The sequence below is a fragment of the Methanococcoides orientis genome, assembly GCF_021184045.1.
GTDB lineage: Archaea > Halobacteriota > Methanosarcinia > Methanosarcinales > Methanosarcinaceae > Methanococcoides > Methanococcoides orientis.
Genome location: NZ_CP073710.1, coordinates 65,949 through 89,149 on the forward strand (window position 1 = coordinate 65,949; position 23,201 = coordinate 89,149).

The window sequence follows — 23,201 nt, forward strand, 5'->3', positions numbered from 1 at the left end:
CATGGAAAATAAGGGGGCAGTATTTGTGATAGTGGCAACATTGTTGGTACTTGTTGCAATCTGGTTCCTGATGGGGGTCAGGATATCTATGAGTACTGAACAGGTTAATTATACGGTGATCGAAGAGCTTGGCGGTGGTGTTGAGGTAAGGCAGTATGGGGGGAACACTTTCATCTCTGCAGATGCAGATGGCTCGAACTCCGGTTTCAGGATACTCTCCGGTTACATATTTGGAAAGAATGAACAAAATACAAAGATAGCGATGACAGCTCCTGTGATCTCAAGGCAGGAGGGGGATGTTATGCATATGTCCTTCGTCCTGCCGGAAGGTTATGATTCTAAAAATGTACCCACTCCTATGGATGACGATATTCTGATCCATGATGTGCCTCCAAGAAAACTTGTGGTGATCAAGTTCTCCGGCTATGTCACAGATTCTAAAATTGAATCGCACAGGGCCATACTTGAGGAAAAGATCTCCGAAAATGGCCTGAATACAAAAGGCGAGGTATTCCTCATGAGATACAATCCGCCGTGGGTGCCACCTCTTATCATGAAGAACGAACTTGCAGTGGAGATCGAGTAATGTCCCGCTTCCAGCGTTCTCTCTTTGTTTTCAGGAGGGATCTGCGGGTCGATGACAATACTGCTCTTCTTTCAGCTCTTGAGATGTCTCAGGAGGTGGTCCCTTGTTTCATCTTCGACCCGCGCCTGAGCGATCCTTCAAGGAAGAACTTCAACAGCAATGCCTTTCAGTTCCTTCTGGAATCGCTTGACGACCTCAGGGAGCAACTGGAAGCTGTGGGTGGCAGGTTGTACTTTTTTTCAGGTCTTCCGGAAGATGTGATCGGTAACCTTCTGGAAAATGCCGGTATTGATGCGATCTTCATGAACCATGATTACACTCCTTTCAGTTTTAAAAGGGATGAGCTAATCGCAAGTTTGTGCAATAACAGGAATGTTGACCTGCTTCAATTCCACGATTGCCTGCTCACTGAGCCCGGAACCGTGCGTACTAAACAGGGTACTCCGTACAAGGTATTCACACAGTTCTTCCGGTCGGCCTCGAAATGGGATGTTCTCACTCCTTCAATGTTAAATGGTGTAAGTGAAGACATTACTGATCATTTTTACACCGGGGGTCTCGGGGCAGGTGAGGTCTATGTTGTTTCAGATGTAGCTTTTTTGAAAGGCTCGCTTCCTGAGAAAAACGATCAGCTGTTTACACATGGTGGGAGAAGCAATGGCCTGTCCGTTCTGAAGTCTCTTTCTGAGTTCTCGAACTATGGTCGTGAACGTGATCTGCCTTATGTCAGGGGGACGACCGGCCTTTCTGCACACAACAAGCTGGGTACGATCTCCATAAGGGAGTTCTATTATTCGGTCCTTCATGAACTTGGCAGGAATCACATACTAATCAGTGAACTGTACTGGCGGGATTTTTTCACACAACTTGCTTTTGAGTTCCCTGAGGTCTTCAGACATGCATTCAAAAGAAAGTTCGATGATCTTGAGTGGGGCAATGACCGGAAGTTATTCGAAGCATGGTGTTCGGGAAACACAGGTTTCCCTATTGTGGATGCAGGGATGAGGCAGCTTAACAGCACTGGATACATGCATAATCGTGTGAGGATGATCGTAGCTTCCTTCCTTGTAAAAGATCTTCACATAGACTGGAAGTGGGGTGAGCGCTATTTCGCAAGTAAACTGGTGGATTATGATCCTTGTGTGAACAATGGGAACTGGCAATGGGCTGCTTCAACAGGTGCGGATTCCCAACCATATTTCAGGATATTCAATCCCTGGCGTCAGCAGAAGAAGTTCGACAGGGATTGTGAATACATCAAAGAGTGGGTCCCGGAGCTTGCAGACGTTGAATCGCCGGATATCCACAAGCTGGAAATGGGTGGTCGGTTAGAGGTCCTGAACTATCCAAAACCCATTGTTGACCACAGCAAGGAGCGGCAAATTGCATTGTTAATGTTCAAGTCCGCAAGTCAGATCGCTGATGTCTGAGGACCTTCGCAGGGGTTCGGCCAATACTCGGCTTCAATTATGTTGCAAAGTTCTATTCTCGTGTTTATGGTGCGATCTGGATGGCAGCTTCGCTCGGTATGTATCTGATGTTCGTAGTTGTGGCGGTCATGTTCTTTATGGAAGTAGGATTCCTCATACACGCTTCGACTGAATCTGTTAATTGAGGACTGTACGGGTTGCGATCTGGTTGCATGGAAAATAGATCCTGTCGTATCCATTGCATAAGATTAAATATAAAAAATGAGTTTACAGATTGTTTCTGTTTGCGGGGGTTGCCCAGCCAGGCCAAAGGCGCAGGGCTTAGGACCCTGTCTCGTAGGAGTTCGTGCGTTCGAATCGCACCCCCCGCACCATCTCAAATTCGAATAATCGGGTGTTTTTGTGCAATATTATTTTATTCCGGATCTCATGTTGTTTGTGAGATTGAAAATCCTGACTTTTCTTCGTTTTTTCAAATAATCAAAAAACTAATCGTGATCTATGAAAAGATGAGCCCCCACTCATCTGATTTCATTCCCAACCCTTTCATGCCCTGATACATCATATAGTGCGTTTGACTATATATTTATATCGAATTAATATAAGTTTTAATTCAAATTAGCTTTATTTGTGTTGTATTTTCCTCATAACATATGTGCATTTTAAGGTTCTTATTGCCTTTTCTTTAACTTTTCCAGAGATGTTAGATTCAAGACATTCAATCAATTATATTTTATAACCTCTGTTTCGATTGTACTCATTTGAATGGGGGGATGCATGCCTGACTCTAATGCCTGTGCTGGTTCTGCTTGTTGTTGGAAGAGTTTAAAAGGGTTAAATACAAATTCTCTTATAACGAATTATAAACTGGGGTGTTATCTATGAAATTAAGATTAGTAATTTCAATGGTGCTTGTGGCTATGTTTTTCATGGTACCTGCGAGTGCAGATCTGTTCGATGATCTAAATGCTCAGGTCGGTGAATACAATGATAAGATCGATCAGGTTCCCGGAACTGTGCAGTCTATATTTTCGGATCAGCACGTGATCCTTGCTGTTTACATGAATGATGCTGAAAATGGGACTACGGATGGCCCTGACTTTGATGTGGTTCTCAGTGACGGCCCATTCGTTACTGAAAGTGGTGTCACCATGAACATGATCGCTATCACAGGTAGTGATGCTTCGGTATCTAATTTCGGCAAATGGGGCGAGCTGGATTCCGAATACAAGTGGGATGGTGTAGACTTTACTGAAACCATCATTGTAACAACAAATGAGGATACGGCAAGAGCGATCCTGGATTCTGAATCTCCGGGTGAGGTCTTTCTGGAAGCATACGACAGTGGTATGATCATAATTGAGGGTGCCGATGATGCAAGTATAACAACGAAAATATATATTGCAGTAATGCCCTTGGTGATGAAGTTATATGCTTTGATCAGTTGATCTGATCATTTATTAATTTCAGCTCATTGGGGGGTTTCAATGGGCTGGTGCTTTTTTATATCTGTAAATAAGTTTTTGACAAGTGAATACCAAATTTATTAACATGGTTCGAAATCTTTACCTGTATTCTCTTGTTGTCTGGATGCTGTTCATATTTCTTGCCATAATAAATGGCACATCAAGAGGTCTTTATGCGCCTTATACGGGTGAACTTCTTGCACACCAGATAAGTTCGGTAATCTTCTGTATTGTTATATTTACAGTTTCCTATATATTCCTGAAATATTCGGGAGTTTCGGGAACCTCTGTCCAGTTCATTTATGTTGGTCTCATGTGGTTGTTCCTGACAGTATCCTTTGAATTCCTCTTCGGGCATTTTGTCATCGGTAACTCATGGGAACGCCTGCTACATGATTACTATTTTCTCGAAGGACGCATCTGGTTGCTTGTGCTTATTGTAACCGCAATATCTCCCTGGCTTGCCAACAGGATCCTGTCATGAGCTCAGGCAGAACTGCGGTCTTGTAATCTCCGAATTTTGGCATTGGTTTTGCCCTGTGATACTATTGATATTATGTCAGTAGTATATCATAGGCCAGATCACGTGCCAGATGCTGTAGTCTGCAAGACGCCAGACCACAGGTGCCAGGAATCCGTACTTTCTGAAAAGCGTGATCGGTATCAGGTTGCCTGCGAAAATGAATATGAACAGTCCTCCTGCGAAGAATGAGCTTGTAAGCATCCCCATCTGGGACATGCCCATGATCTGCATGACGGGTTCCCACAGGCTTGCAAGGATCGCAATTGATACGAATACCTGAGCTTGTTTTTCTCCTTTTAACACAACTGTCGAGATCATCCATGTGAGAGCTACCACCGGGACAAGGTGGTATAATATCTCAAGAAAGATCCCTCCGCTTAGGTAAACAGGAATTGAGTATGGAAATCCCACATGAATATTGGGCAATTGAAGGGCTAATCCAACGACTATCTCTATAATAGAAAAACCAACTCCCAGAGCTATTGGTATTGTGAACCTCTGTTTGTTCGGGATGCTCTTATCCCATATCTCCGGGAAACCTGCTTTTCCGGCAAGTTTTATACATATGGCTCCGAGAACTGCTACTGTAATGATCGCTGACCACGTGCCTGTCCATTGTTGCACGATGGGGTGGTTAACATCATAGTATTCCCATGTGGCCTTCCCAAGCAGCATTAACACTATCAAACCCAGAAATGTCTGATCAGATGTTGTCAGTTTATTCATAGTAGAAATTTAGAATGATGTTTTACATAAACATATCTATTATATTTTCAATGGCTTGGCCAATAGTTGTTTACTCATTATTCATATCCTCGCTTCCTTGTGTTTATGAGAGTTTGATCTTATTCTGATATTGGTTTGTTGGGCTATATATCTGGAAGAATAATAGAAACATTAATAAATGATTAATCATTATATATGTGTGCAATGATTAATCGTGATAATTACTCATTGACTACACAAGAATTAAAAACTAAAATTGGGGGAAATAACAAATGGATACATACCACGAAGGTTCTATGATGGACGACGAAGAGAACATTCTTGAATGGACTGCTAGAGGGCTTAATGTTGATGGCAACGGCGCATTCATTGTTACTCTTTCAGTTTCAATTGCCCTTATGGCCTTCCTAAGGTTTGCATCTTATGCCAGCCTTGTTTGAATAATGTGGATCAGGATCCAAGAATGGCTGTGGTTTGATCATATCTGTTTGTGATCCTGATATACTTCATATCTAATACATCTTCATCTCAGAGGTCTATGACAGAAACCTTAATAAACGATTAATCATTATATAAGTGTGCAATGATTAATCGTGATAATTACTAATCACTCATAAAATAGGAGGAAAGAAGAAATGGACACATACTACGAAGGTTCCATGATGGACGACGAAGATAACATTCTTGAATGGACTGCTAGAGGACTTAATGTTGATGGCAAAGGTGCATTCATTGCCACACTTACAGTGTCCATTGCTCTGATGGCCTTCCTCAGACTTGCATCTTATGTAAACCTCTTTTGAAGTAAAGGGAATTTCCGTTGATTCGGAAACTCCTTTATTTCATAGTCTTTTCATTATTCTCCATTATTTTCCATTTTCTTTTTTGAAATAAATTATCTTGATCTTAGTTTTTCGAAGTATTTCTGATGATATTCTTCTGCAGGATAAAAAATTGAAGCTGGGACAATTTCGGTTTTTATATCACTATCATATCTTTTGCTTTCTTCCTGCTTTTTCTTTGAACTCAGGGCAGCTTTTTTTTGCTTCTCATCATGGTAAAAGATCGCAGACCTGTATTGTGTGCCGATATCAGGTCCCTGCTTGTTCTTTGTGGTAGGGTCATGTATGTCCCAGAACACTTCCAGCAGTTCTTCGTATGAAATTATATCCGGATCGAAAATTATCTCTATGGATTCGGCATGTCCGGTGGTTCCTGTGGCTACATCATAGTATCCGGGATCTGCCATTAAACCGCCTGTGTATCCTACTTTTGTTGATGTTACTCCCTTTATCCGGCTGAAGTTTTCCTCAACTCCCCAGAAACATCCTGCTGCAAGTGTGGCTTTTTCCATCATTGTTACTCACCATTCACATGTGTTTTTTATTCATCTTCCCCGAACTGGAGGGCTGCAGAATTTATACAATAACGCTTCCCTGTGGGTTCCGGACCGTCATCAAAAACATGTCCCAGGTGGCTTCCACAATTAGAGCAGATCACTTCTATCCGGTGCATGAAGTGGCTGTCGTCAGTGGCAAGTTCCACACGATCACTGGATATCACATCGTAAAAGCTTGGCCACCCGGATTGTGAATCGAACTTCTTATCTGATGCGAATATGACCTGGCCACAGGCGCCGCAGTTATATGTTCCCTTTTTCTTGTTTGACAACAGTTTCCCTGTAAACGGCATTTCCGTTCTCTTTTCCCTTAAAATTGCATACTGTTCAGGTGTCAGCAGCTTTTTCCACTCCTCTTCTGACCTCTTTATTTTCTCTATTATGCTAAAACCCCCTTTAGCAGAAAAATAATGTATAAAAATTGGATCTTGAAGATAAGTACTTTATGTAATAATTAAGGTTACTGTGGTATATTTTATCCTTGTATAAATACATAATATGTAATTCATATATATGGGACAGGGGAATGTTCTTATACGGATGCCACAAATAATTAATGGGGTGATATGTCATGGCGGAATATTTAGAATTATGCAGTACAACTGATGTACCGGAAGGGGAAATGAGGAGCTTCACAGCTGGGGGTAGCGAGGTTCTGGTGGTTAACCTGAAAGGGGAATTCTATGGTCTTGATGCCATCTGCAATCACATGGGTGGCAAATTGGTCGAAGGAAGGCTCAGGGATAACCTTGTGATATGTCCTGTTCACAGGTGCCGTTATGATGTGACTTCCGGCAAGGTCAAAAGGGGTGCAGGTTTTTTAGTTGAGACGTTTTCAGGAAAATGTGGTGACCAGAAAGCATACGAGCTCAAAGTAGAGGATGGCAAGGTCTTCGTAAATATGTAAGGTTGTTATTATTCTATACTTGAACAATTTTGCTACGGTTCCTGATGTATTAGTTCCTACCGCAAATGCTTATATCAGGCAGTCTTATCATGTACTCATGGCACTTCTACTTATATTGGGATTCATTGTTGTTTTAGTATTAATTGCGTTAATTCTGCTTGGGATCGGTGTAAAGAATAGCTCTGACGCTGATCAGGGCTCAGTAATGTATCCCAAAGGCTACTGGCTTGGAAGGGGTATTGCCCTTGGTCTACTGCTTGGTGTGCCGCTGGGTCTTGGTGCAGGCATCTTAACCGGAAATCTCGGTCTCGGTATTGCTCTTGGTCCTGTATTTGGAATAGGAGTTGGAAGTGCTATAGGATCTATACTTGAAAAGAAACATAAAAATAACATCCGGGAACTGACGGATGAAGAAAAAAGGCTTCAAAGGACACTTCTGGTTTTTACAATCAGCTTTCTGATCCTTGGTGTCACTGTGCTCTTTGCTTTGTTCTACTTATACAGTAGGATGTAATTACTTGTTTATGTGCCAGATCTTAAATTCAAGGTATATATCTGGCTTAAAAAATGACTTTTACCTGATCTTATCTACTGACAATAGTCAAATATGTATATCATCTGTGTCTAATTATATTCTATGGGTATTCTGGATATTGTTCCTTCCTGGCTCTCATGGGATGTTGCGATAATTTTTTCCGTTCTGGTCATAATATTGACCTTCCTGTTAGCTAAGCTAATAGATCGGTTGCTAAAGGCATATTTTGTATTGGCCAGCAAAAAAATGAACATCGATGAGACAACTTATGGGCTTGTACGACGAATAATAGTTGCGCTAGTCTATTTCTCCGGTTTCCTTGTGATCGTTTTCAGTAATCAAGGCCTTCGTGACCTGTCCATAGCTCTTTTTGCAGGGGCAGGATTTGCAGGTATTGTTATTGGTATGGCTGCCCAGAGCACGCTTTCCAATATCATTGCAGGTATTTCCCTTGCGACCTTCAGGCCATTTCGTGTAGGTGACCTGCTGACCATACATAATGAATATGGTCGTGTGACTGATATCACGCTGGGCTATACAAAGATCAGGACATGGGACAACAGGAGGCTGAACATTCCTAATCATATCATAAGTGATGAGGCCATCATTAACTGGTCCATTGATGACCCTTCCGTTAACTGGACAGTTGAGATCGGAATAAGTTACGATTCAGATATCGATCTTGCACGTAGTATAATGATCGCTGAGGCTCGTAAACATCCAAAGGTCATGAATTATGAACAACTCCTGCATTATCAGCCCAATAAACGGAGTGGTGAAGAGATCTCTGTGCTGGTCACTGAACTGGGTGATTTCGCGGTGAATCTTAAATTATATGTGTGGGTCCATGACCGCTCAGTTGCATTTGACACTGGCTGTGAACTGAAAGAGGCTATTAAGAAAAGGTTCGATGCTGAAGGAGTTGAGATACCATTCCCATACAGGACCATCGTTTACAAAAAGGACCTAGAAGAGTCGCAGCACGAGTCTGCGGCTTAAACTTGCTTTTTGAAGATCTGGCATCTGATGTATGATTTCAGATAGGCTTCCCTCTCCAGGTCATGGAGTTCTCTTCACAGATATCCACATAAGCAAGCTGGTTATTTGAAAGGTCGATTCCCAGGACCTTACCGGTATGTTCCATCTTCTCTTCTATTTCAAGATCAAGTGATGCAGTGGCGTATCCAAGATCGAGCACTTTCATTCCTTTTTCAATTGGCATCTCTGATGCGGCTCTTTCATAGAAGGAATGCCCGAATCCCAGCAACGTTGCGAAAATATCGTAGTTCTTCCCACCATATATGGTCTCAAAGTCGTTACCCTTCGCACTCATCCAATATAATATTGGAAATCGTATTTTATATATTTATTTTCCATGTTATATTCTTCCAGAATTCACCGCTGTTCTCATCCGATTTCAGGTAATGGGGAATGTTTAACAAATAATTTATACTACAATTCTGTTCTTAACTACAATCAGAATAGAGAATGTGCAATTATGATAGGTCGATTCAAACACGGTGATGATGTTTTCTATGGTAGTGTCAGCGGGGAGCTCGTTACATCCATGGACCATGAAGGCAGGACATTTGAGCTATCTGAGCTTGCTTTACTTCCTCCTGCAACTCCTTCTAAGATAATATGTATTGGTCTGAACTATGTTGATCATGCTATTGAACTTGATATGGAGATTCCCACAGAGCCTGTAATATTCATGAAGCCTTCCTCTTCGTTGATCGGCCCTGGTGGCAAAATTGCTTATCCTGCCATGAGTCAACGCGTGGACTATGAGGCAGAACTGGCCGTTGTGATCGGGAAAAAGTGCAGGAACATCAGCTCAGATAATGCAATGGATGTCATCGCAGGTTATACCTGCTTTAATGATGTGACAGCTCGTGACCTGCAGCAAAAAGATGGGCAATGGACACGCTCCAAGAGCTTTGATACATTTGCACCTTTAGGTCCTTTCATTGTTCCAAAAGAGGAACTTGATCCTTCTGATGTTAATATCAGCAGTTTTGTGAACGGTGAGGTCAGGCAAAGTTCAAGCACATCGAATCTGATATTTGATATTCCTCACCTGATCGAGTTCATATCCGGGATCATGACCCTTGAGGTCGGTGATGTGATCGCGACAGGTACTCCGCCGGGAGTAGGCGAGTTGGAACGCGGTGACATTGTGGAAGTTAAGATCGAAGGAATTGGTACTTTGATGAATGAGGTTGTATAATGCTATTTGACCAGATCAACAGGGAACTCGAGCTTACTGAAAGGCATTTGATCGTTCTCCAGAAGGTCGTTGAAAAAGGACCTATTGGCATATTGAAGTTAGCCGAAGAAACGGGAATGCCAACTCATAAGGTAAGGTATTCGTTGCGTGTACTGGAGCAGGAGCATCTTATCAAGCCTTCCTCACACGGTGCAATGGCGGGTGACATGGCAGAAGAGTTCGTTGTAAAGTTCAATGAGAATATAGGCAGTATTCTGGAAAAGGTGAATCTGATCAGCGACCTGGGCGACAGGCTCTGATATTCATCTGCTTTTAAATTCATACATTACAGATTAAAAATTATTTGACCCTGCGAGGGATTTTAGATGACCCTGACTGATGAAGATAAGATTACTATAGAGAAATTTGCGCTTCAAAACGCTGTAAAATATGGAAAGACCCCTCAGCTTGGAGCTGTTATGGGGCGTGTTATGGGCTCGTGTCCTCATCTGCGTCCTCTTGCAAAGGATGTTGGACCTATCATCCAGCAGATACTGGACGAGGTTTCAAAAGAGAGTCCTGGGCAGTGGGAATCCCGCCTTGAGGCGATAGCACCTGAGCTTATCGAGGAGCTTAACACGAAAAAAGTGCCTGATAAAGGGCTCAAGCCTCTTGACGTTGCAGAGGGTGAGAACGTTGTCATGCGTTTTGCACCAAATCCCAATGGTCCTCCTACAATTGGAAGCACCCGTGGCATTGTGGTAAACTCTGAATATGTCAAGAAGTATGGTGGCAAGTTCATCATTCGTTTTGATGATACAGATCCACAGACCAAGCGTCCGATGCTTGAGGCTTATGATTGGTACATCGAGGACTGTACATGGCTTGGTGCAAAACCGGATCAGGTGGTAATTGCATCAGATCAGATGGAGGTCTATTACGATTATGCAAGGCAGCTCATCGAGATGGGTCACGCCTATGTCTGCTTCTGTGAAGGCGGCGACTTCAAGAAGTTCAAGGATGCCAAGGAACCCTGCCCCCACCGTGGACAGAGTCCTGTGGTGAACCTTGAGCACTGGGATAAGATGCTTGCAGGCGAATATGAGGAAAAGGCTGCAGTGGTCAGAATAAAGACCGATATCAAGCACAAAGACCCTGCACTTCGTGATTATGGTGCTTTCAGGATCGTCAAGACCCCTCACCCTCGTCCTGAGGTCGGTGACAAATATGTGGTCTGGCCTTTGCTTGACTTTGAAGGTGCCATTGAGGACCATGAGCTTGGCATGACTCATATTATCAGGGGTAAGGACCTGATGGACAGTGAGAAGCGCCAGGGTTATATCTATAATTATCTCGGCTGGGACTATCCAAAGACTACTCACTGGGGCCGTATCAAGGTGCATGAGTTTGGCAAGTTCAGTACAAGCGGACTCCGGCAGGCAATAGAGGAAGGGGAGTATTCAGGGTGGGATGATCCAAGACTTCCAACACTGCGTGCACTCCGAAGACGTGGTATCAAGCCTGAAGCGATCCGTAAATTCATGATCGAAATGGGTGTGGGTGAAACCGATGTCAGTATCAGTATGGACACTCTATATGCAGAGAACAGAAAGATCATTGATCCTATTGCTAACAGGTATTTCTTTGTGTGGGATCCTGTTGAACTTGAGATCGAAAATGCAGAAGCCTGTGTTGTGGAACCTTCATTGCATCCTACTGAAGAGAGGGGAAGGCGTAGCATCAATGTCGGATCAAATGTATTTGTCTGCAATGATGATGTAGGGTCTGTCAAAGAAGGTGATGTCCTGCGTTTGAAGGATCTCTATAATATTGAGGTTACATCTGTAAGTCCGCTGAAAGGTCGTTGCATTGGAAACTCCATGGAAGATGCTAAAACCAGGAAGATGCGCATAATCCATTGGGCACCTGAGGACAACATCGCTATAAAGGTGCTGGCACCACATGGTGAGTTCACAGGTGTTGGCGAGAAGCAGGTTGTTGAAGAGCTTAACAATGTTGTCCAGTTCGAAAGGTTCGGCTTCTGCAAGATCGATTCAGTGGATGATGGTGTCGTTGCATACTTCACACATAAGTAAAGTTAAAATTCTGGATCTGGATCCTTCTATAAGGCTGGGTTAACCAGCCATTTCTCTTTTTATTTTAGCAATATGGGCTGGTTAGCTGAAAGTGTGTTCTCAAATTGATGACCGAAGTCTCTTGATTCATCTTGAGGCAAATGAATATTCCTGCATTGCACATACGTTTGCAAGCTTAGCTAAAGCTAATTGAAAATGAATATTGTTAAAAAAAGATGTTAACGGTGACCAAAGGGTCACCATTATGTTTTAAAAAATCATTCCTCAGTTGTAGTCTCTACAACTTCCGGAGCTTCTTCAACTACCGGAGTTTCTTCAACTACTGGAGCTTCTTCAACCACTGGTGCTTCTTCAACTACTGGAGTTGCTACTGCGTGTGGTGGAACTACCTGAACTTCGGTCTTTCTGATCTCTACCCTTCTCAGTGGGTAGATGGATTTTGATTTCCTGTAGATGTTTGCGGAAAGTTTTCCGACAATAGCTTCTTCTACGAACTGCTCAAAGTCGAGTTCTGATGCGCGTTTTGCTACTGTTTCGGTCATGACATCCCTGAGACCTTTGATCTGGCTTGTCCTTGCTCTCTTGACTGTAAAGCAGATAGGTTTGACCCTGATCTTGTAACCATCCTTTGTCTTGACATTGAGATTAGCATCAATTCTGGAAGTCTGGCGCTTTACGATGGAACGCAGGTAATCGGTTGTGATCTCGTGGCCAATGAATCTTGTGTTTGCCACATCGCCGGTTACATTATCGATCTCAAGTTTGAGTTTGATGTTGTGCTTTGAGAAATCATTGGTGAGTTCACCAACGGTGGTCTCCACAATACGACCGAGAAGTTTCTCCGGTTCGTCAGTTGGGGTTACACCGATATGGTTGCTACCGATGAACTTTGGTGCAACGATGTTATACCACTCTTTTGATTTCCACTTATCCAGCTTCCTTTGTACTCTCTTTTTTGCCAAGCAATTCCTCCTTATTATTGTGATAGTTGTTTTGATCAATAAATTGATCGAATTAAGTTTTGATGTTCGTGATTCTGACCGTTATAATTTCCGTGTGAATGGTTATTAATAGCGGGTCAATACTGTACATGTCTCTATATAAATAAATCGGTACGATGAAAAGGGATTTAGAGGAAATGAATTCCCTTTGGCATTTCACCGACTCTCTTCCTGAACTCCTCTGGCCAGTTTTCGGGATCAAGACCCTTCTGTGCAAAGAATGCTGACGCCCAGCGCTCAAGTCCCACGCCTGAACAGCCTGACCATAGTTCTTCACCGGATTGGGATTTCACATTGAATCCTGATGGGTACTTGTTACCGTTGATACTGACATTCTGGAACTCAAGCCATTCCCCGTCATCGCCTCTGTAAGGCAGTGGTGCTTCATAGTCCGTGGTACCTGCTTCACCCTGCTCTGAAAGACCTGTAAGACCTTCCTGTGCCATGAACCATGGGGTTACCCATGCCTTTCTCCACTCAAGGTCAAGGATCTCATTAAAGATGTGCATGTACTTTTCATGCAATTCCTTTGCAGTTGCCACAACCTGTTCCTTTGTACCAAGCCATACGATCTCCACACGGTGGAACTCGTCCACGCGCTCCATTCCATGAATGCCGCCGCTCTCATATCGGTGTGATGTGCCTGACCTGTCAAATACCTTTATCGGGAAGTCCTCGGTAGGGATCGTTTCTCCCTGCAGGTACATCCAGAACGGAGGACATTGTGCATAGCACAGACCACCGATAGGATCTCCGATCTTCTCTTTAATAAGCTCTGTTGGCACCTCATGTGTGACCTTGTAGTGATCAGAGACCTCTTCCCAGAACTCAGGATCCCTGGTCTTTGGAGGGCAGACGTAGTAGATCTCAGGATATACGCCCTTAGCATGCCCGGATTTCTGCCAGACCTCCCATGGGATCAGTTTCGGGAAGATCATTTCCCTGTATCCCAGAGGTCCAAGGAGCTCTTCCATAACGATCCTTTCGAAGGTCCTGAACATCTTTGTGGACTGCGGTCCATGGATCCACTGTCCGCGGCTTGCTCCTCGCTTGATCCATCCTTCTTTCATCATTTCCTGTGTGGGATCGCCATGGAATGTGTGTTCCTTCTTTTCACTTTCCCAGAGGACCTGCCAGTGCTCTGCTTTGCCACCGTAGTCCTTTGCCCTGACCTTTTCTTCCATAAGGGTCAGTATCCTGTCAGGGATACGGTTCTCAAGCTCGGATTCTCCGACCTCAAGCTCAAGGACTATGCCGCCTTCAACATTTGTGATGTTGCTTACATGTGGGATCTTTATATTGTCAATTTTCTCTTCTGCAGGCATTTCAATGGTGAACTCTTTCACATCGATTCCACGAATGCCTATGTGGAACTCTTTTCCAAGCTTTCCTGCAAGGGGTTTCCTGAGCCGGATTATTGCGTCATGTGCCCTGACGAACCTTCCTGATTCTATAGAGACCTCGACACTGTTATCAACAATATTCCATTCTGTGATCCTTGCACCCTGTCCTTCTGGTGCTCCTTTTGTAAGGATGGTCTCATTTGCCTCATTGATATACTGGGCAATAATATCTTTTGCGTCGGTCGGGTCGGCGCTGGTCTTGAATGCTCCTTTCAGGTTGAATTTAAGTTCCATACGTTATTCCTCTTGAAACTGGCCATACTTTGTCAACAGGCTCTTATGTTTCATTTATGGTCATGATCGAATTAATTGTATTTATTGCATTTATTGCTAAAGCAAACAGTTATGAAATAGGCTCCAGATTTAATAATTTTTCCAACAAAAACAGTTGTATTTATGATAATGCTAGCTTAAATTGTCGAGAGGGCAAAAATATGCTGGAGCCGATGATCTCACATTTGCATAAGATCGCCTTGTTCAATTCATGAGAACAAATGCCTGTTCTCATCAATGAACCTGTGCTGGTCTTCTGTTCGGGATCTTGTATAGATCAATGCTGCCGGGTGGAATATCTTAAGCACATTTCGTCCTTCGAAATCCTCGACAGCTCCCCATTCCATCTTATGTCCATTAAGGAAAGCCTTTTCAGCAGTATTTCCAAGGAGAATTATCAATTTCGGATCAAGCAGTTCTATCTGCCTGTTCAGGAATGGTTTGCAGGATTCGAGTTCTTTCTTGTTCGGATTGCGGTTCTTTGGCGGTCTGCATTTGATCGTATTGATGACTGCCCAATCACTATCTTCAAGTCCGGCATAGTCGATCAGTTCATCCAGTATCTTCCCTGCACGTCCGCAAAAAGGAACTCCTGTCTCATCCTCGTTCTTTCCCGGTGCTTCTCCAATAAATAATACTTTAGGTTTGTCCGATCCCTTGCGTACGACCTTATTGATAACAGTCTCAGAAAGCGGACATGCCGTACAGTCAAAGATATTCTTTTCAACATCTTCGAGTGTTTTCCATTCAGAGCTCATTTTCATCCTCCACTTCCTTTATGATATCTTCGGCGATCTTTGCGTTCATGAGCAGATCGTCCACGGTCGCGATCATGGATGATATCTTCTCTGTTCTGATGGTTATGGATGCCTGTTCTTCTCCTATCATTGTTTCCATGTTGGTAAGATTGTCAGGTTTTAGTGAAAGTGCAACTTTCCTTGCAACATCAGGTGCATCCGGGCTGTTGAACTTGATCGTTGTAGATATCTTCATAATTTCAAATCCATTTTTCACATCAGTTCAGCTGTTCTCCGATAATGTCATCGACAAGTGCAATGAATTCCTCTGTTCTTCCAAGTGGTATTGATGCACCGGAAGCTACACTGTGCCCTCCGCCATCCCCGCCAACAGATGATGCTGCAGTTCGCATTGCATAGGCAAGGTCAAGTCCTTTTTCGACCAGTTCCCTGCTTCCTCTTCCGGATATCTTGATCACGCCTTCCACCTCGTTAATTGCGATGAATGGCATGTCCGGATGTACATATCTTATAATTGTACTGGCAACCATTCCTGTGGATTCAAGTTCCTTTCCACTCAGGTAGTAGATGTTCTTACCCTTTTGCAAGAGCTCTTCTGCTTTCTTAATGTCGGCGATGATGGCCTTCTGGCTTTTGAGAGTTATGTCCTGTGCTTCTTCCAGTGCTGACTCGTCCTTCATGCAAAGTGCAATGGCAAGTCCGGGAACTTTCTGTTTGCCACAGGTGTTCATGATGGCTACAAGGTCGTAGGCATTCCTGACAATCTCTCTGTTCAGTATGTATACATCTCCAATAGCAGCTTCAATAGCTTCAGGGCTGGCGGCTTTTGTAAGTTTTAATGCAATTGTGGATGTTAGTTTTTGCAGTTGTTCAGTATCAAGTGAATCGATATTGCCATGTATGTCAAGCATTTCCAGGAAATGATCTATTTTTTCACGTTCGCCTGTAATATCTAGGTAGGGTTCCGGTGTATTCTCCAGTATGTCCGCAATATCACCGCTGCCTACTTTCAGTCCCTTTTTCACAGAAACTATCCCGGCTTCAACAGCTTCATCCAGTATGACCTTGTTCGCAGTTTCGAACAGTTGTTTATCTCCAACGGCACCCGCTATAGCAAGTCCTGCAAGGTCAACATTTTCTTCATCCAGTGCCTTTGCAACAAGGTATGTTGTAGTGGCCGCACACAGGTGCACTGCTCCGTCAATTCCGACCATATGTGGGTTTATCATGGCTTTGGATGGCGAATCTCCGACTGGCTTGTGGTGATCGATCACGATCACATCCTGTTCGACCTTTTCGATTATCTCTGATTGCCCGCTACCCATATCGCAGAATATCACAATATCATTATCAGAAGTAGTTTCATTTACCATCTCTGCAACGCTTTCGTCCAGACGTCCAACGATCGTCAGATGGTATGGTATCCCTTTTCTGAGCAGTGCCTGGCAGATGATCGCGGCTGAAGATATGCCGTCTGCATCATTATGGGAGATGACACGTGCATGTTCATATTCTTCAATGATGGAAGCTATCTGTTTTGCAAGTTCTATTAAATTCTGCATTTCTATCAATCAGATCACCGTTTATTAATGTAAAAGTGGTTCTGTGTCACCTGACAAGCTCTCCGGGTTTCGTAAAGCTTCCACTTTTCATGACTGTTCCTACGTTTATGCTGGTGTTTATCCCGGTGTGGACATCGTCGCCCATGATGACGCCAAGCTTCCTTCTTCCTGAATCGGTCCTCTTTCCCTTGATATTGACCTTTATGTTCCTGCCATCATGTCTGAGGTTGGCAACTTTTGTTCCGGCACCGAAATTGCACTTTCGTCCTATAATACTATCCCCTATGTAGGTCAGGTGTCCGATCTTTGTATCATCCATTATGATACAGTTCTTAACTTCAACGGCATTTCCAATATGAACCCTGTCTCCGATAGTTGTTGAAGGGCGTATGAAACAATTAGGTCCTATGTCGCAATCTTTTCCTATCACCACAGGTCCGATTATATATGCTCCGTTGCGTATGAGGGTTCCTTCTCCCACACTTACATCGCCTATTAGGGTGGCATTAGGTTCTACAAGACCTGATCTCACCGGCTTCATATCTTCTAACAGAACTGCATTAGCATCGAGGAGGTCCCACGGTCTGCCGATATCTATCCATTCTTCTTCCAGGACCTCATAACCAACATTGGCATCGCTATCGATCAGCATCTGAAGTGAATCCGTGATCTCGTATTCTTCTCTTGGTGACAGTGGGGTCTTTTCGATAAGTTCAAAAATAGATTCTCTGAATAGGTATATTCCTGCATTGGCGAGGTCTGTGGGTGGGTTTTCAGGTTTTTCTATTATTCTGGAAACGTTATCGCCGCTGATCTCGATGACTCCGAAATCCGAAGGATTTTCCACATGTTTGACCGTGATGACCGCATCCTCTTTTCTTTCGGTCATCCTCCTAATGTGTGATGAACTGACAAGAACATCTCCATTGAGTACGATAAACTTGTCTTTGACGTACTCTTTTGCATATCCAATGGCATTGGCTGTACCAAGCTGTTCTTTCTGGTGAACGTAGTCAATAGTAACACCTCGTTCCTCTCCACTGCCAAAGTATTCACTGATACTTTCTTCATTATAACCTGTAATGAACACGAATCCTTCAATACCTGCTTCTATTGCTGCATCAACTATATGTTCAAGCATCGGTTTGTTGGCTATCGGAAGCATGACCTTTGGAATCTCTGATGTCAATGGTCGCATCCGGGTACCTTCTCCGGCTGCAAGTACTACCGCTTTCATGCCAAACCTCTTCTTACAATATTTTCCACCATGTCGTATAGTTTGTCTACGCCTTCCCTTGCCTCAGCAGTTATGCGCATCTTGGGTTCTGTTCCGGATGGTCTTACAAGCACCCATCCTTCTTCCATGTCTACGCGTATTCCATCGATATCTGTGATCTCTCCGGAAGATCCAAGTTCAGAATGTACTAACTGCATTACAGCGTCCTTTCTTTCATTGTCGCATTTGACAGTTCCGCGGCGCGTTGGGTAGTGTGGGAGTTCAGCCTTTAGCTCTGATAGCTTTTTATCCTTTATGAGTTCCATCACCTTTGCAGCTGCATAGATGCCGTCAGGGCAATATGATATTGCAGGGAATATCCAGCTTCCTGATGGTTCTCCTCCGAAGTCCGCTTCAGACCTTTTGATCTCCTCAGCGACATAGACATCTCCTACTCTTGTGCGGACAACTGTTGAATCTGGCAGTGCATCATCTATCATCATTGATGTATCAACCGGAACTACAAGTTTTGCGTCGCTTTTGCATTCGTGTCTGGCAAACATCGCAAGCATTTCATCTCCGGTAATGAACTCTCCGTTTTCGTCCACGGTCATCATCCTGTCAGCATCACCGTCCTGAGCAATGCCTATGTCTGCGCCGAATTCCTTCATTGCTTTTTTTAGTAACGTCAGATTTGCATCATTTGGTTCAGGATTTCGTGCAGGGAAGTGTCCATCAGGTTGTGAGTTCAAAGTTATGACCTCACATCCGATCTCTCGCAGGACGTAAGGGGTTATTGTGCTACCTGCTCCACACCCGCAGTCTATGATCACACGTTTTGATGACATTTCCACATTCTTCACGATCATCTCAATGTGTTTCCTGATGGCATTGCTGTCTTCGGTCAGATTGCCGATCCTGTCCCATCTGACAGGCTCGAACGTTTCGTTCTCGATGATGTCTTCGATCTCTTCCTGCTGGGATGAATCAAATGCCATTCCGTCAGGATTCCACAATTTGATCCCCACATATTCTGCAGGATTGTGGGATGCTGTTATCATTACTCCACATTCATAATCTCTGGAGGCATAGGCAAGTGTGGGTGTGCTTACCATTCCGATGCGTACTACGTCACAACCAGCTGAAAGAAGGCCAGATATGACTGCATGTTCTATCATTTCTCCTGCAACCCGTGGATCACGTCCAATAACTGCAGTTCCTTTCGTCTTTCCAAGTGCAAGCCCGACCTTCAACGCAAGATCTACTGTTACGTCCTTGTTAGTAATCCCTCTGATGCCGGATGATCCGAATAATTTCATTTGATAACTCCATCCTTTTACTCTACAGTAACGCTCTTCGCAAGGTTCTTCGGTTTGTCTATGGAACATCCTCTTGCAAGGGCTGTATAATAGGCAAGCAGTTGCAATACTACGGTTGATAGCACCGGTGAGAGTAACTCATCTGTTGCAGGTATGCGCAATACCCAGTCAACGTATTTCTCTATCTCAGTATCATCCGCATTGGCAACAGCTATGACCGTTGCTTCTCTTGCTTTTATTTCCTTGATGTTGCTCAGGATCTTCTCGTATACATGTCCTTTTGTGGCAATTGCAACGACAGGTGTTCCATCCTCGATAAGCGCAAGAGGTCCATGTTTAAGTTCGCCACCTGCAAAACCTTCTGCGTGTATATATGATATTTCTTTAAGCTTCAAAGCACCTTCAAGTGCAATAGGATAATTAAGGTGTCTTCCAATAAAGAAATAATCACTCTCTTTTGCGAACATTTTCGCACATTCGCGGATCGTATCCTTGCGGTTCAATATTTTCTGTATCTGTCCCGGGATGCGCTTCAGGTTCACAAGCAGGTCCTTTGCTTCATTTACATCTAGTGTCCCCTTGGCTCTTGCAAATCGGATCGCAAGTATGTAGAGCATGATGAGCTGTGCCGTAAAGGTCTTTGTTGCAGCTACACCTATCTCGGGTCCCGCATGTGTGTAAAGAACATTGTTTGCATCTCTTGTGATGCTGCTGCCAACGACATTGGTAATGGCGATCGAATTGCAGCCATATGATCTGCAGCTTCTGATCGCAGCAAGGGTGTCTGCTGTTTCACCTGATTGGGTGATCGCAATTGAAAGGACGTTCTCATTCATTATGGGACTACTGTACCTGAACTCAGATCCGATATCTACATCGGTGTGTATGCCTGCGAGATTCTCAAAAAGATATTTGCCTACAAGGCCTGCATTCAAAGATGTTCCGCAGGCAATGATTTCGATCCTGTCAATATTCCTGATCTCTTCATTGGAGATGTTTAGCTCTTCAAGATTCACGGAACCATCTAGTTCGGATAACTTGCCTGAGAATGTATCATTCACAGATCTAGCTTGCTCATGTATCTCTTTAAGCATGAAATGTTCATATCCTGCTTTTTCTGCAGCTTCAATGTCCCATTCAATAGTGGTATTCTCTTTTTCAAGGACATTGCCATCGAGATCAAAAAATTCCACTCCTTCTGGCCTGATGGTAACAAGATCAAGGTCATCTACAAAAACTACTTCCTTTGTGTGATTGAGGAAAGCAGTGACATCAGATGCTGCATAGTATTCTCCATCTCCTATTCCGATTATCAGGGGACTGTCCTTTCTGGCTGCGAGCATCAGGTCAGGTTCACTGGTACATACTGCAGTGACTGCATATGATCCTTCAACTTCTCGGAGTGTACTGCAGAGCGCTGTGAAGAAGTCACAAGTCTTTTTTGTGTTGTTAACATTTCCATATAATTTTGAGTGCAGAAGGTGTGCAATGACCTCTGTATCTGTGTCTGATAAAAATTCATAACCATTCTGCTGCAATTTTTCTTTGATAGAAAGATAGTTCTCGATGATTCCATTGTGCACTATGGATATGTCGCCGGAGTTATGTGGGTGGGAATTAACCGTACTTGGAATTCCATGTGTGGCCCATCTTGTATGTCCGATCCCTATATTCCCTTTTAGCTCTTCGGGGATGATCTTTTCCAGTTCCCTTATTTTCCCGACGGTCTTGTATGTGTCTATATTTCCATTGAGTATTGTGATTCCGGCTGAGTCATATCCTCTGTATTCAAGCTTTTTTAAGCAATCTATTAGTATAGGCGCTGCCTCACGGTTGCCCACATATCCTATAATTCCACACATATTGCTTCCCCCTTTAGACAACAATGGAATTTTCAGGTAATATTCGAGTGATGGTTTTTCCGGATTCTATCTGGCAGTTGTGAGATATCATGGATCCCGCTTTTACGAGAACCCTGTGGCCGATCGTAATATCGTCACCAGTGATAGCTCCCAGTTTTTCAGCAGTATGAAGTTCATCTTCCATCTCGATCCTGACATTTTCCTTGTCTTCAGCAACAAAGTACGGTCCAATGATGTTGTTCAGTCCGATAATAGAATTTGGGATTGATCCATGTGAACGGATTCTGGTGTTATTCATAATTATGCTGTTCTGTACTTGTGTGAAGGAGCCGATTGAGACGTTGTTACCAATAGTTGTGGATGGGAGTATGACGACATTGGGTGCAATTTCACAATTGTCACCTATCATTGCAGGTCCTACGATGTAACATCCGGATCTTATCACCGTGTTATTTCCAATACTGACCTTGCCATGGATAATCGCCCCATCTTCAACAGTTCCTTTTATGTTGTAATCTTCTGATCGGTCAAGGACCATTGAGTTATCCTTCAACAGGTCCCATGCAAAGACTGCATCTCTCCATACTGATTTTGTAAGGGCATGATTAACTTCGATGCCATCTTCTATCATCTGTTGGATTGTATCGGTGATCGCATATTCTCCCTGTGGGGATATTTGTGTGTGTTCTATTTTTTCGAATATGGCATGGTTAAATATGTATATGCCTGTGCTGATGATGTGGCTGAGTTCCGTGGTTGGTTTCTCTATGATCTTTGTTACTTTTTTTCCGCTTGAGATAATGACTCCATATCCGCTGATATGTTCTTTTTTTACGGTCAGTATCGTTGCGTCACCAGTATGCTTGTCTATGAGATCCTTGATCGTTTGTGGTTCAATAACGTTGTCTCCATTGAGCACCATGAATTCGCTGTCATCTTCTTCCATCAGGTCTGCTGCTTGTTTAATAGCATGGGCTGTGCCAAGCTGTGCTTTCTGGTGAACGTACCTTATATTTACTCCAAAATCGAGTCCATCTTCGAAATAGTTCATTACGCGTTCTCGTTCGTAACCTACAACAAGTATCAGGTCCTTTATATCGTTCTTTGAAAGTGAATCGATGACATGTTCAAGTATCGGTTTATTAGCAACAGGAAGCATGACCTTTGACCTAGTGGCCGTAAGCGGTCTGCACCTGATCCCTTCCCCTGCAGCCAGAATAACAGCTTTCATAACTTCTACTGGTCATTCTATGAATTTATATCTTGCCTTTTAATAGACATTGGAAGCTATTAGCTACTCTATTTTGAATTCTATGCCAACCTATGATTAGAAAATATAATCAAAAAATATAATCAAAAAAAGATATTGTGATGCTCAGCAGAACTGAACATCAAAGAATTAATAAGCGGGCTGGCCGCTTATCTTGTGATCAGCATTTCTGCAGTTTCTGGTTTGTACTTCCAGTCTGAAGGGAGTACTTTTGTGGACTGGTAGTATTTAACGAGCCTTCTGATCTTGGACTCGGTTGACTGCAGTGATCTCTTGTTGTGTACGTCCTTATTGTTAACAACAAGGTGCTTGCGCATTCCGATAGCTTTTACAATAAGGTTGTAAAGATCTTCCGGTACGTTTGGAGCTTCATCGTTCTCTTTAAGGATGTCAGTGATCTTCTTTCCTGTTGCGAGTTTGACATCCGGAACTCCGTAGTTGTCCCTGAGGTGCATTCCAATGACGCTTGTGGAGTTACCAAGTTTCCACATGTCGAGGATCACAGTTGTGATCTCTTCTGTGGTTGCTGTGGACCATGCTGGAGCTTCTGTCCTGATTGGTCTTGTTGATCCTGATTTACCTTTTGTACGAGTATGCATTTTTGCCATAGCATTCCTCCTGATGATTATAATTTGATTGTTTAGTGAATATTAATGTTTT

26 protein-coding genes and 1 tRNA gene are annotated in these 23,201 nt (G+C 43.4%); 13 read left to right on the forward strand and 14 right to left on the reverse strand.

Features of this window, described 5'->3' with window-relative positions; genetic code table 11:
• Nucleotide 1 precedes the first annotated feature (1 nt).
• From J7W08_RS00300 to J7W08_RS00320, 5 genes are all read left to right on the forward strand, one after another.
• A complete protein-coding gene (locus tag J7W08_RS00300; protein ID WP_233084736.1) occupies nucleotides 2–586 on the forward strand; it encodes an SOUL family heme-binding protein in 585 nt (194 codons plus the stop codon).
• Nucleotides 586–2,016 (forward strand): cryptochrome/photolyase family protein, encoded by a 1,431-nt coding sequence (locus J7W08_RS00305; RefSeq protein WP_233084738.1) that lies wholly within the window; start codon nucleotides 586–588, stop codon nucleotides 2,014–2,016. The genes J7W08_RS00300 and J7W08_RS00305 overlap by 1 nt, the downstream gene beginning before the upstream one ends.
• Before the next feature lie 286 nt (nucleotides 2,017–2,302).
• Nucleotides 2,303–2,390: transfer RNA gene (locus tag J7W08_RS00310), tRNA-Leu, on the forward strand.
• Between the two features lie 507 nt (nucleotides 2,391–2,897).
• Entirely contained in the window at nucleotides 2,898–3,464 is a 567-nt protein-coding gene (locus J7W08_RS00315) for a hypothetical protein (RefSeq protein ID WP_233084739.1), read from the forward strand.
• A gap of 103 nt (nucleotides 3,465–3,567) precedes the next feature.
• On the forward strand, nucleotides 3,568–3,966 hold the full coding sequence (locus J7W08_RS00320) for a hypothetical protein (protein WP_233084740.1): 399 nt from the start codon (nucleotides 3,568–3,570) through the stop codon (nucleotides 3,964–3,966).
• Between the two features lie 75 nt (nucleotides 3,967–4,041).
• On the opposite strand, the gene J7W08_RS00325 is transcribed toward J7W08_RS00320, so the two are convergent.
• On the reverse strand, nucleotides 4,042–4,731 hold the full coding sequence (locus J7W08_RS00325; RefSeq protein ID WP_233084741.1) for a hypothetical protein: 690 nt from the start codon (nucleotides 4,729–4,731) through the stop codon (nucleotides 4,042–4,044).
• A 272-nt stretch (nucleotides 4,732–5,003) separates the two neighbouring features.
• Here J7W08_RS00325 and J7W08_RS00330 point away from each other — a divergent pair, with 272 nt between their 5' ends.
• Complete coding sequence (locus J7W08_RS00330) at nucleotides 5,004–5,171, forward strand: hypothetical protein (RefSeq protein WP_233084742.1); 168 nt, start codon at nucleotides 5,004–5,006, stop codon at nucleotides 5,169–5,171.
• Between the two features lie 195 nt (nucleotides 5,172–5,366).
• Entirely contained in the window at nucleotides 5,367–5,534 is a 168-nt protein-coding gene (locus J7W08_RS00335) for a hypothetical protein (RefSeq protein ID WP_160174946.1), read from the forward strand.
• Between the two features lie 92 nt (nucleotides 5,535–5,626).
• Here the strand turns inward: J7W08_RS00335 and msrA are convergent, their stop codons facing one another.
• Together msrA and msrB are read right to left on the reverse strand one after the other, a co-directional pair.
• Entirely contained in the window at nucleotides 5,627–6,085 is a 459-nt protein-coding gene (msrA, locus tag J7W08_RS00340) for a peptide-methionine (S)-S-oxide reductase MsrA (protein ID WP_233085792.1), read from the reverse strand.
• 29 nt (nucleotides 6,086–6,114) lie between these two features.
• Nucleotides 6,115–6,513: a peptide-methionine (R)-S-oxide reductase MsrB gene (gene msrB / locus J7W08_RS00345; RefSeq protein WP_233085793.1), complete on the reverse strand. Its 399-nt coding sequence runs from the start codon at nucleotides 6,511–6,513 to the stop codon at nucleotides 6,115–6,117.
• 188 nt (nucleotides 6,514–6,701) lie between these two features.
• Between msrB and J7W08_RS00350 the strand changes: the two genes are divergently transcribed.
• The 3 genes from J7W08_RS00350 (at nucleotide 6,702) to J7W08_RS00360 (ending at nucleotide 8,571) form a co-directional block, all read left to right on the forward strand.
• Nucleotides 6,702–7,037, forward strand: a complete 336-nt coding sequence (locus tag J7W08_RS00350) for a Rieske (2Fe-2S) protein (protein ID WP_233084743.1) — start codon at nucleotides 6,702–6,704, stop codon at nucleotides 7,035–7,037.
• A 97-nt stretch (nucleotides 7,038–7,134) separates the two neighbouring features.
• Complete coding sequence (locus tag J7W08_RS00355) at nucleotides 7,135–7,551, forward strand: hypothetical protein (protein WP_233084744.1); 417 nt, start codon at nucleotides 7,135–7,137, stop codon at nucleotides 7,549–7,551.
• Nucleotides 7,552–7,674: 123 nt separating this feature from the next.
• Nucleotides 7,675–8,571 carry a mechanosensitive ion channel family protein gene (locus tag J7W08_RS00360; RefSeq protein ID WP_233084745.1) on the forward strand — a complete coding sequence of 299 codons (897 nt, stop codon included), beginning with the start codon at nucleotides 7,675–7,677 and terminating at the stop codon, nucleotides 8,569–8,571.
• Between the two features lie 37 nt (nucleotides 8,572–8,608).
• On the opposite strand, the gene J7W08_RS00365 is transcribed toward J7W08_RS00360, so the two are convergent.
• Complete coding sequence (locus J7W08_RS00365; RefSeq protein ID WP_233084746.1) at nucleotides 8,609–8,905, reverse strand: class I SAM-dependent methyltransferase; 297 nt, start codon at nucleotides 8,903–8,905, stop codon at nucleotides 8,609–8,611.
• 165 nt (nucleotides 8,906–9,070) lie between these two features.
• Here J7W08_RS00365 and J7W08_RS00370 point away from each other — a divergent pair, with 165 nt between their 5' ends.
• The 3 genes from J7W08_RS00370 to J7W08_RS00380 all read left to right on the forward strand — a co-directional run bounded on the left by J7W08_RS00370 (nucleotide 9,071) and on the right by J7W08_RS00380 (nucleotide 11,877).
• Entirely contained in the window at nucleotides 9,071–9,802 is a 732-nt protein-coding gene (locus J7W08_RS00370) for a fumarylacetoacetate hydrolase family protein (protein ID WP_233084747.1), read from the forward strand.
• Nucleotides 9,802–10,101: a hypothetical protein gene (locus tag J7W08_RS00375; protein WP_048193791.1), complete on the forward strand. Its 300-nt coding sequence runs from the start codon at nucleotides 9,802–9,804 to the stop codon at nucleotides 10,099–10,101. Before J7W08_RS00370 ends, J7W08_RS00375 begins: the two co-directional genes overlap by 1 nt.
• A gap of 66 nt (nucleotides 10,102–10,167) precedes the next feature.
• The gene (locus J7W08_RS00380) at nucleotides 10,168–11,877 is read left to right on the forward strand and encodes a glutamate--tRNA ligase (protein ID WP_233084748.1); all 1,710 of its coding nucleotides are present in this window, start codon (nucleotides 10,168–10,170) and stop codon (nucleotides 11,875–11,877) included.
• 257 nt (nucleotides 11,878–12,134) lie between these two features.
• On the opposite strand, the gene J7W08_RS00385 is transcribed toward J7W08_RS00380, so the two are convergent.
• From J7W08_RS00385 to J7W08_RS00430, 10 genes are all read right to left on the reverse strand, one after another.
• Nucleotides 12,135–12,839, reverse strand: a complete 705-nt coding sequence (locus J7W08_RS00385) for a 30S ribosomal protein S3ae (RefSeq protein ID WP_259370107.1) — start codon at nucleotides 12,837–12,839, stop codon at nucleotides 12,135–12,137.
• Nucleotides 12,840–13,006: 167 nt separating this feature from the next.
• Complete coding sequence (locus J7W08_RS00390) at nucleotides 13,007–14,515, reverse strand: serine--tRNA ligase (protein ID WP_233084749.1); 1,509 nt, start codon at nucleotides 14,513–14,515, stop codon at nucleotides 13,007–13,009.
• A 248-nt stretch (nucleotides 14,516–14,763) separates the two neighbouring features.
• Nucleotides 14,764–15,312 (reverse strand): uracil-DNA glycosylase, encoded by a 549-nt coding sequence (locus J7W08_RS00395; protein WP_233084750.1) that lies wholly within the window; start codon nucleotides 15,310–15,312, stop codon nucleotides 14,764–14,766.
• A complete protein-coding gene (locus J7W08_RS00400; RefSeq protein WP_233084751.1) occupies nucleotides 15,302–15,547 on the reverse strand; it encodes a KEOPS complex subunit Pcc1 in 246 nt (81 codons plus the stop codon). The genes J7W08_RS00395 and J7W08_RS00400 overlap by 11 nt, the downstream gene beginning before the upstream one ends.
• Before the next feature lie 22 nt (nucleotides 15,548–15,569).
• Nucleotides 15,570–16,883: a RecJ family nuclease gene (gene recJ / locus J7W08_RS00405; protein WP_233084752.1), complete on the reverse strand. Its 1,314-nt coding sequence runs from the start codon at nucleotides 16,881–16,883 to the stop codon at nucleotides 15,570–15,572.
• A gap of 37 nt (nucleotides 16,884–16,920) precedes the next feature.
• A complete protein-coding gene (glmU, locus tag J7W08_RS00410) occupies nucleotides 16,921–18,111 on the reverse strand; it encodes a bifunctional sugar-1-phosphate nucleotidylyltransferase/acetyltransferase (protein WP_233084753.1) in 1,191 nt (396 codons plus the stop codon).
• Entirely contained in the window at nucleotides 18,108–19,409 is a 1,302-nt protein-coding gene (gene glmM, locus J7W08_RS00415) for a phosphoglucosamine mutase (protein WP_233084754.1), read from the reverse strand. Before glmM ends, glmU (J7W08_RS00410) begins: the two co-directional genes overlap by 4 nt.
• A gap of 17 nt (nucleotides 19,410–19,426) precedes the next feature.
• Nucleotides 19,427–21,271: a glutamine--fructose-6-phosphate transaminase (isomerizing) gene (gene glmS, locus J7W08_RS00420; RefSeq protein WP_233084755.1), complete on the reverse strand. Its 1,845-nt coding sequence runs from the start codon at nucleotides 21,269–21,271 to the stop codon at nucleotides 19,427–19,429.
• A 13-nt stretch (nucleotides 21,272–21,284) separates the two neighbouring features.
• Entirely contained in the window at nucleotides 21,285–22,502 is a 1,218-nt protein-coding gene (glmU, locus tag J7W08_RS00425; RefSeq protein WP_233084756.1) for a bifunctional sugar-1-phosphate nucleotidylyltransferase/acetyltransferase, read from the reverse strand.
• 188 nt (nucleotides 22,503–22,690) lie between these two features.
• Nucleotides 22,691–23,149, reverse strand: a complete 459-nt coding sequence (locus J7W08_RS00430) for a 30S ribosomal protein S15 (protein ID WP_048193803.1) — start codon at nucleotides 23,147–23,149, stop codon at nucleotides 22,691–22,693.
• Between the last annotated feature and the right edge of the window lie 52 nt (nucleotides 23,150–23,201).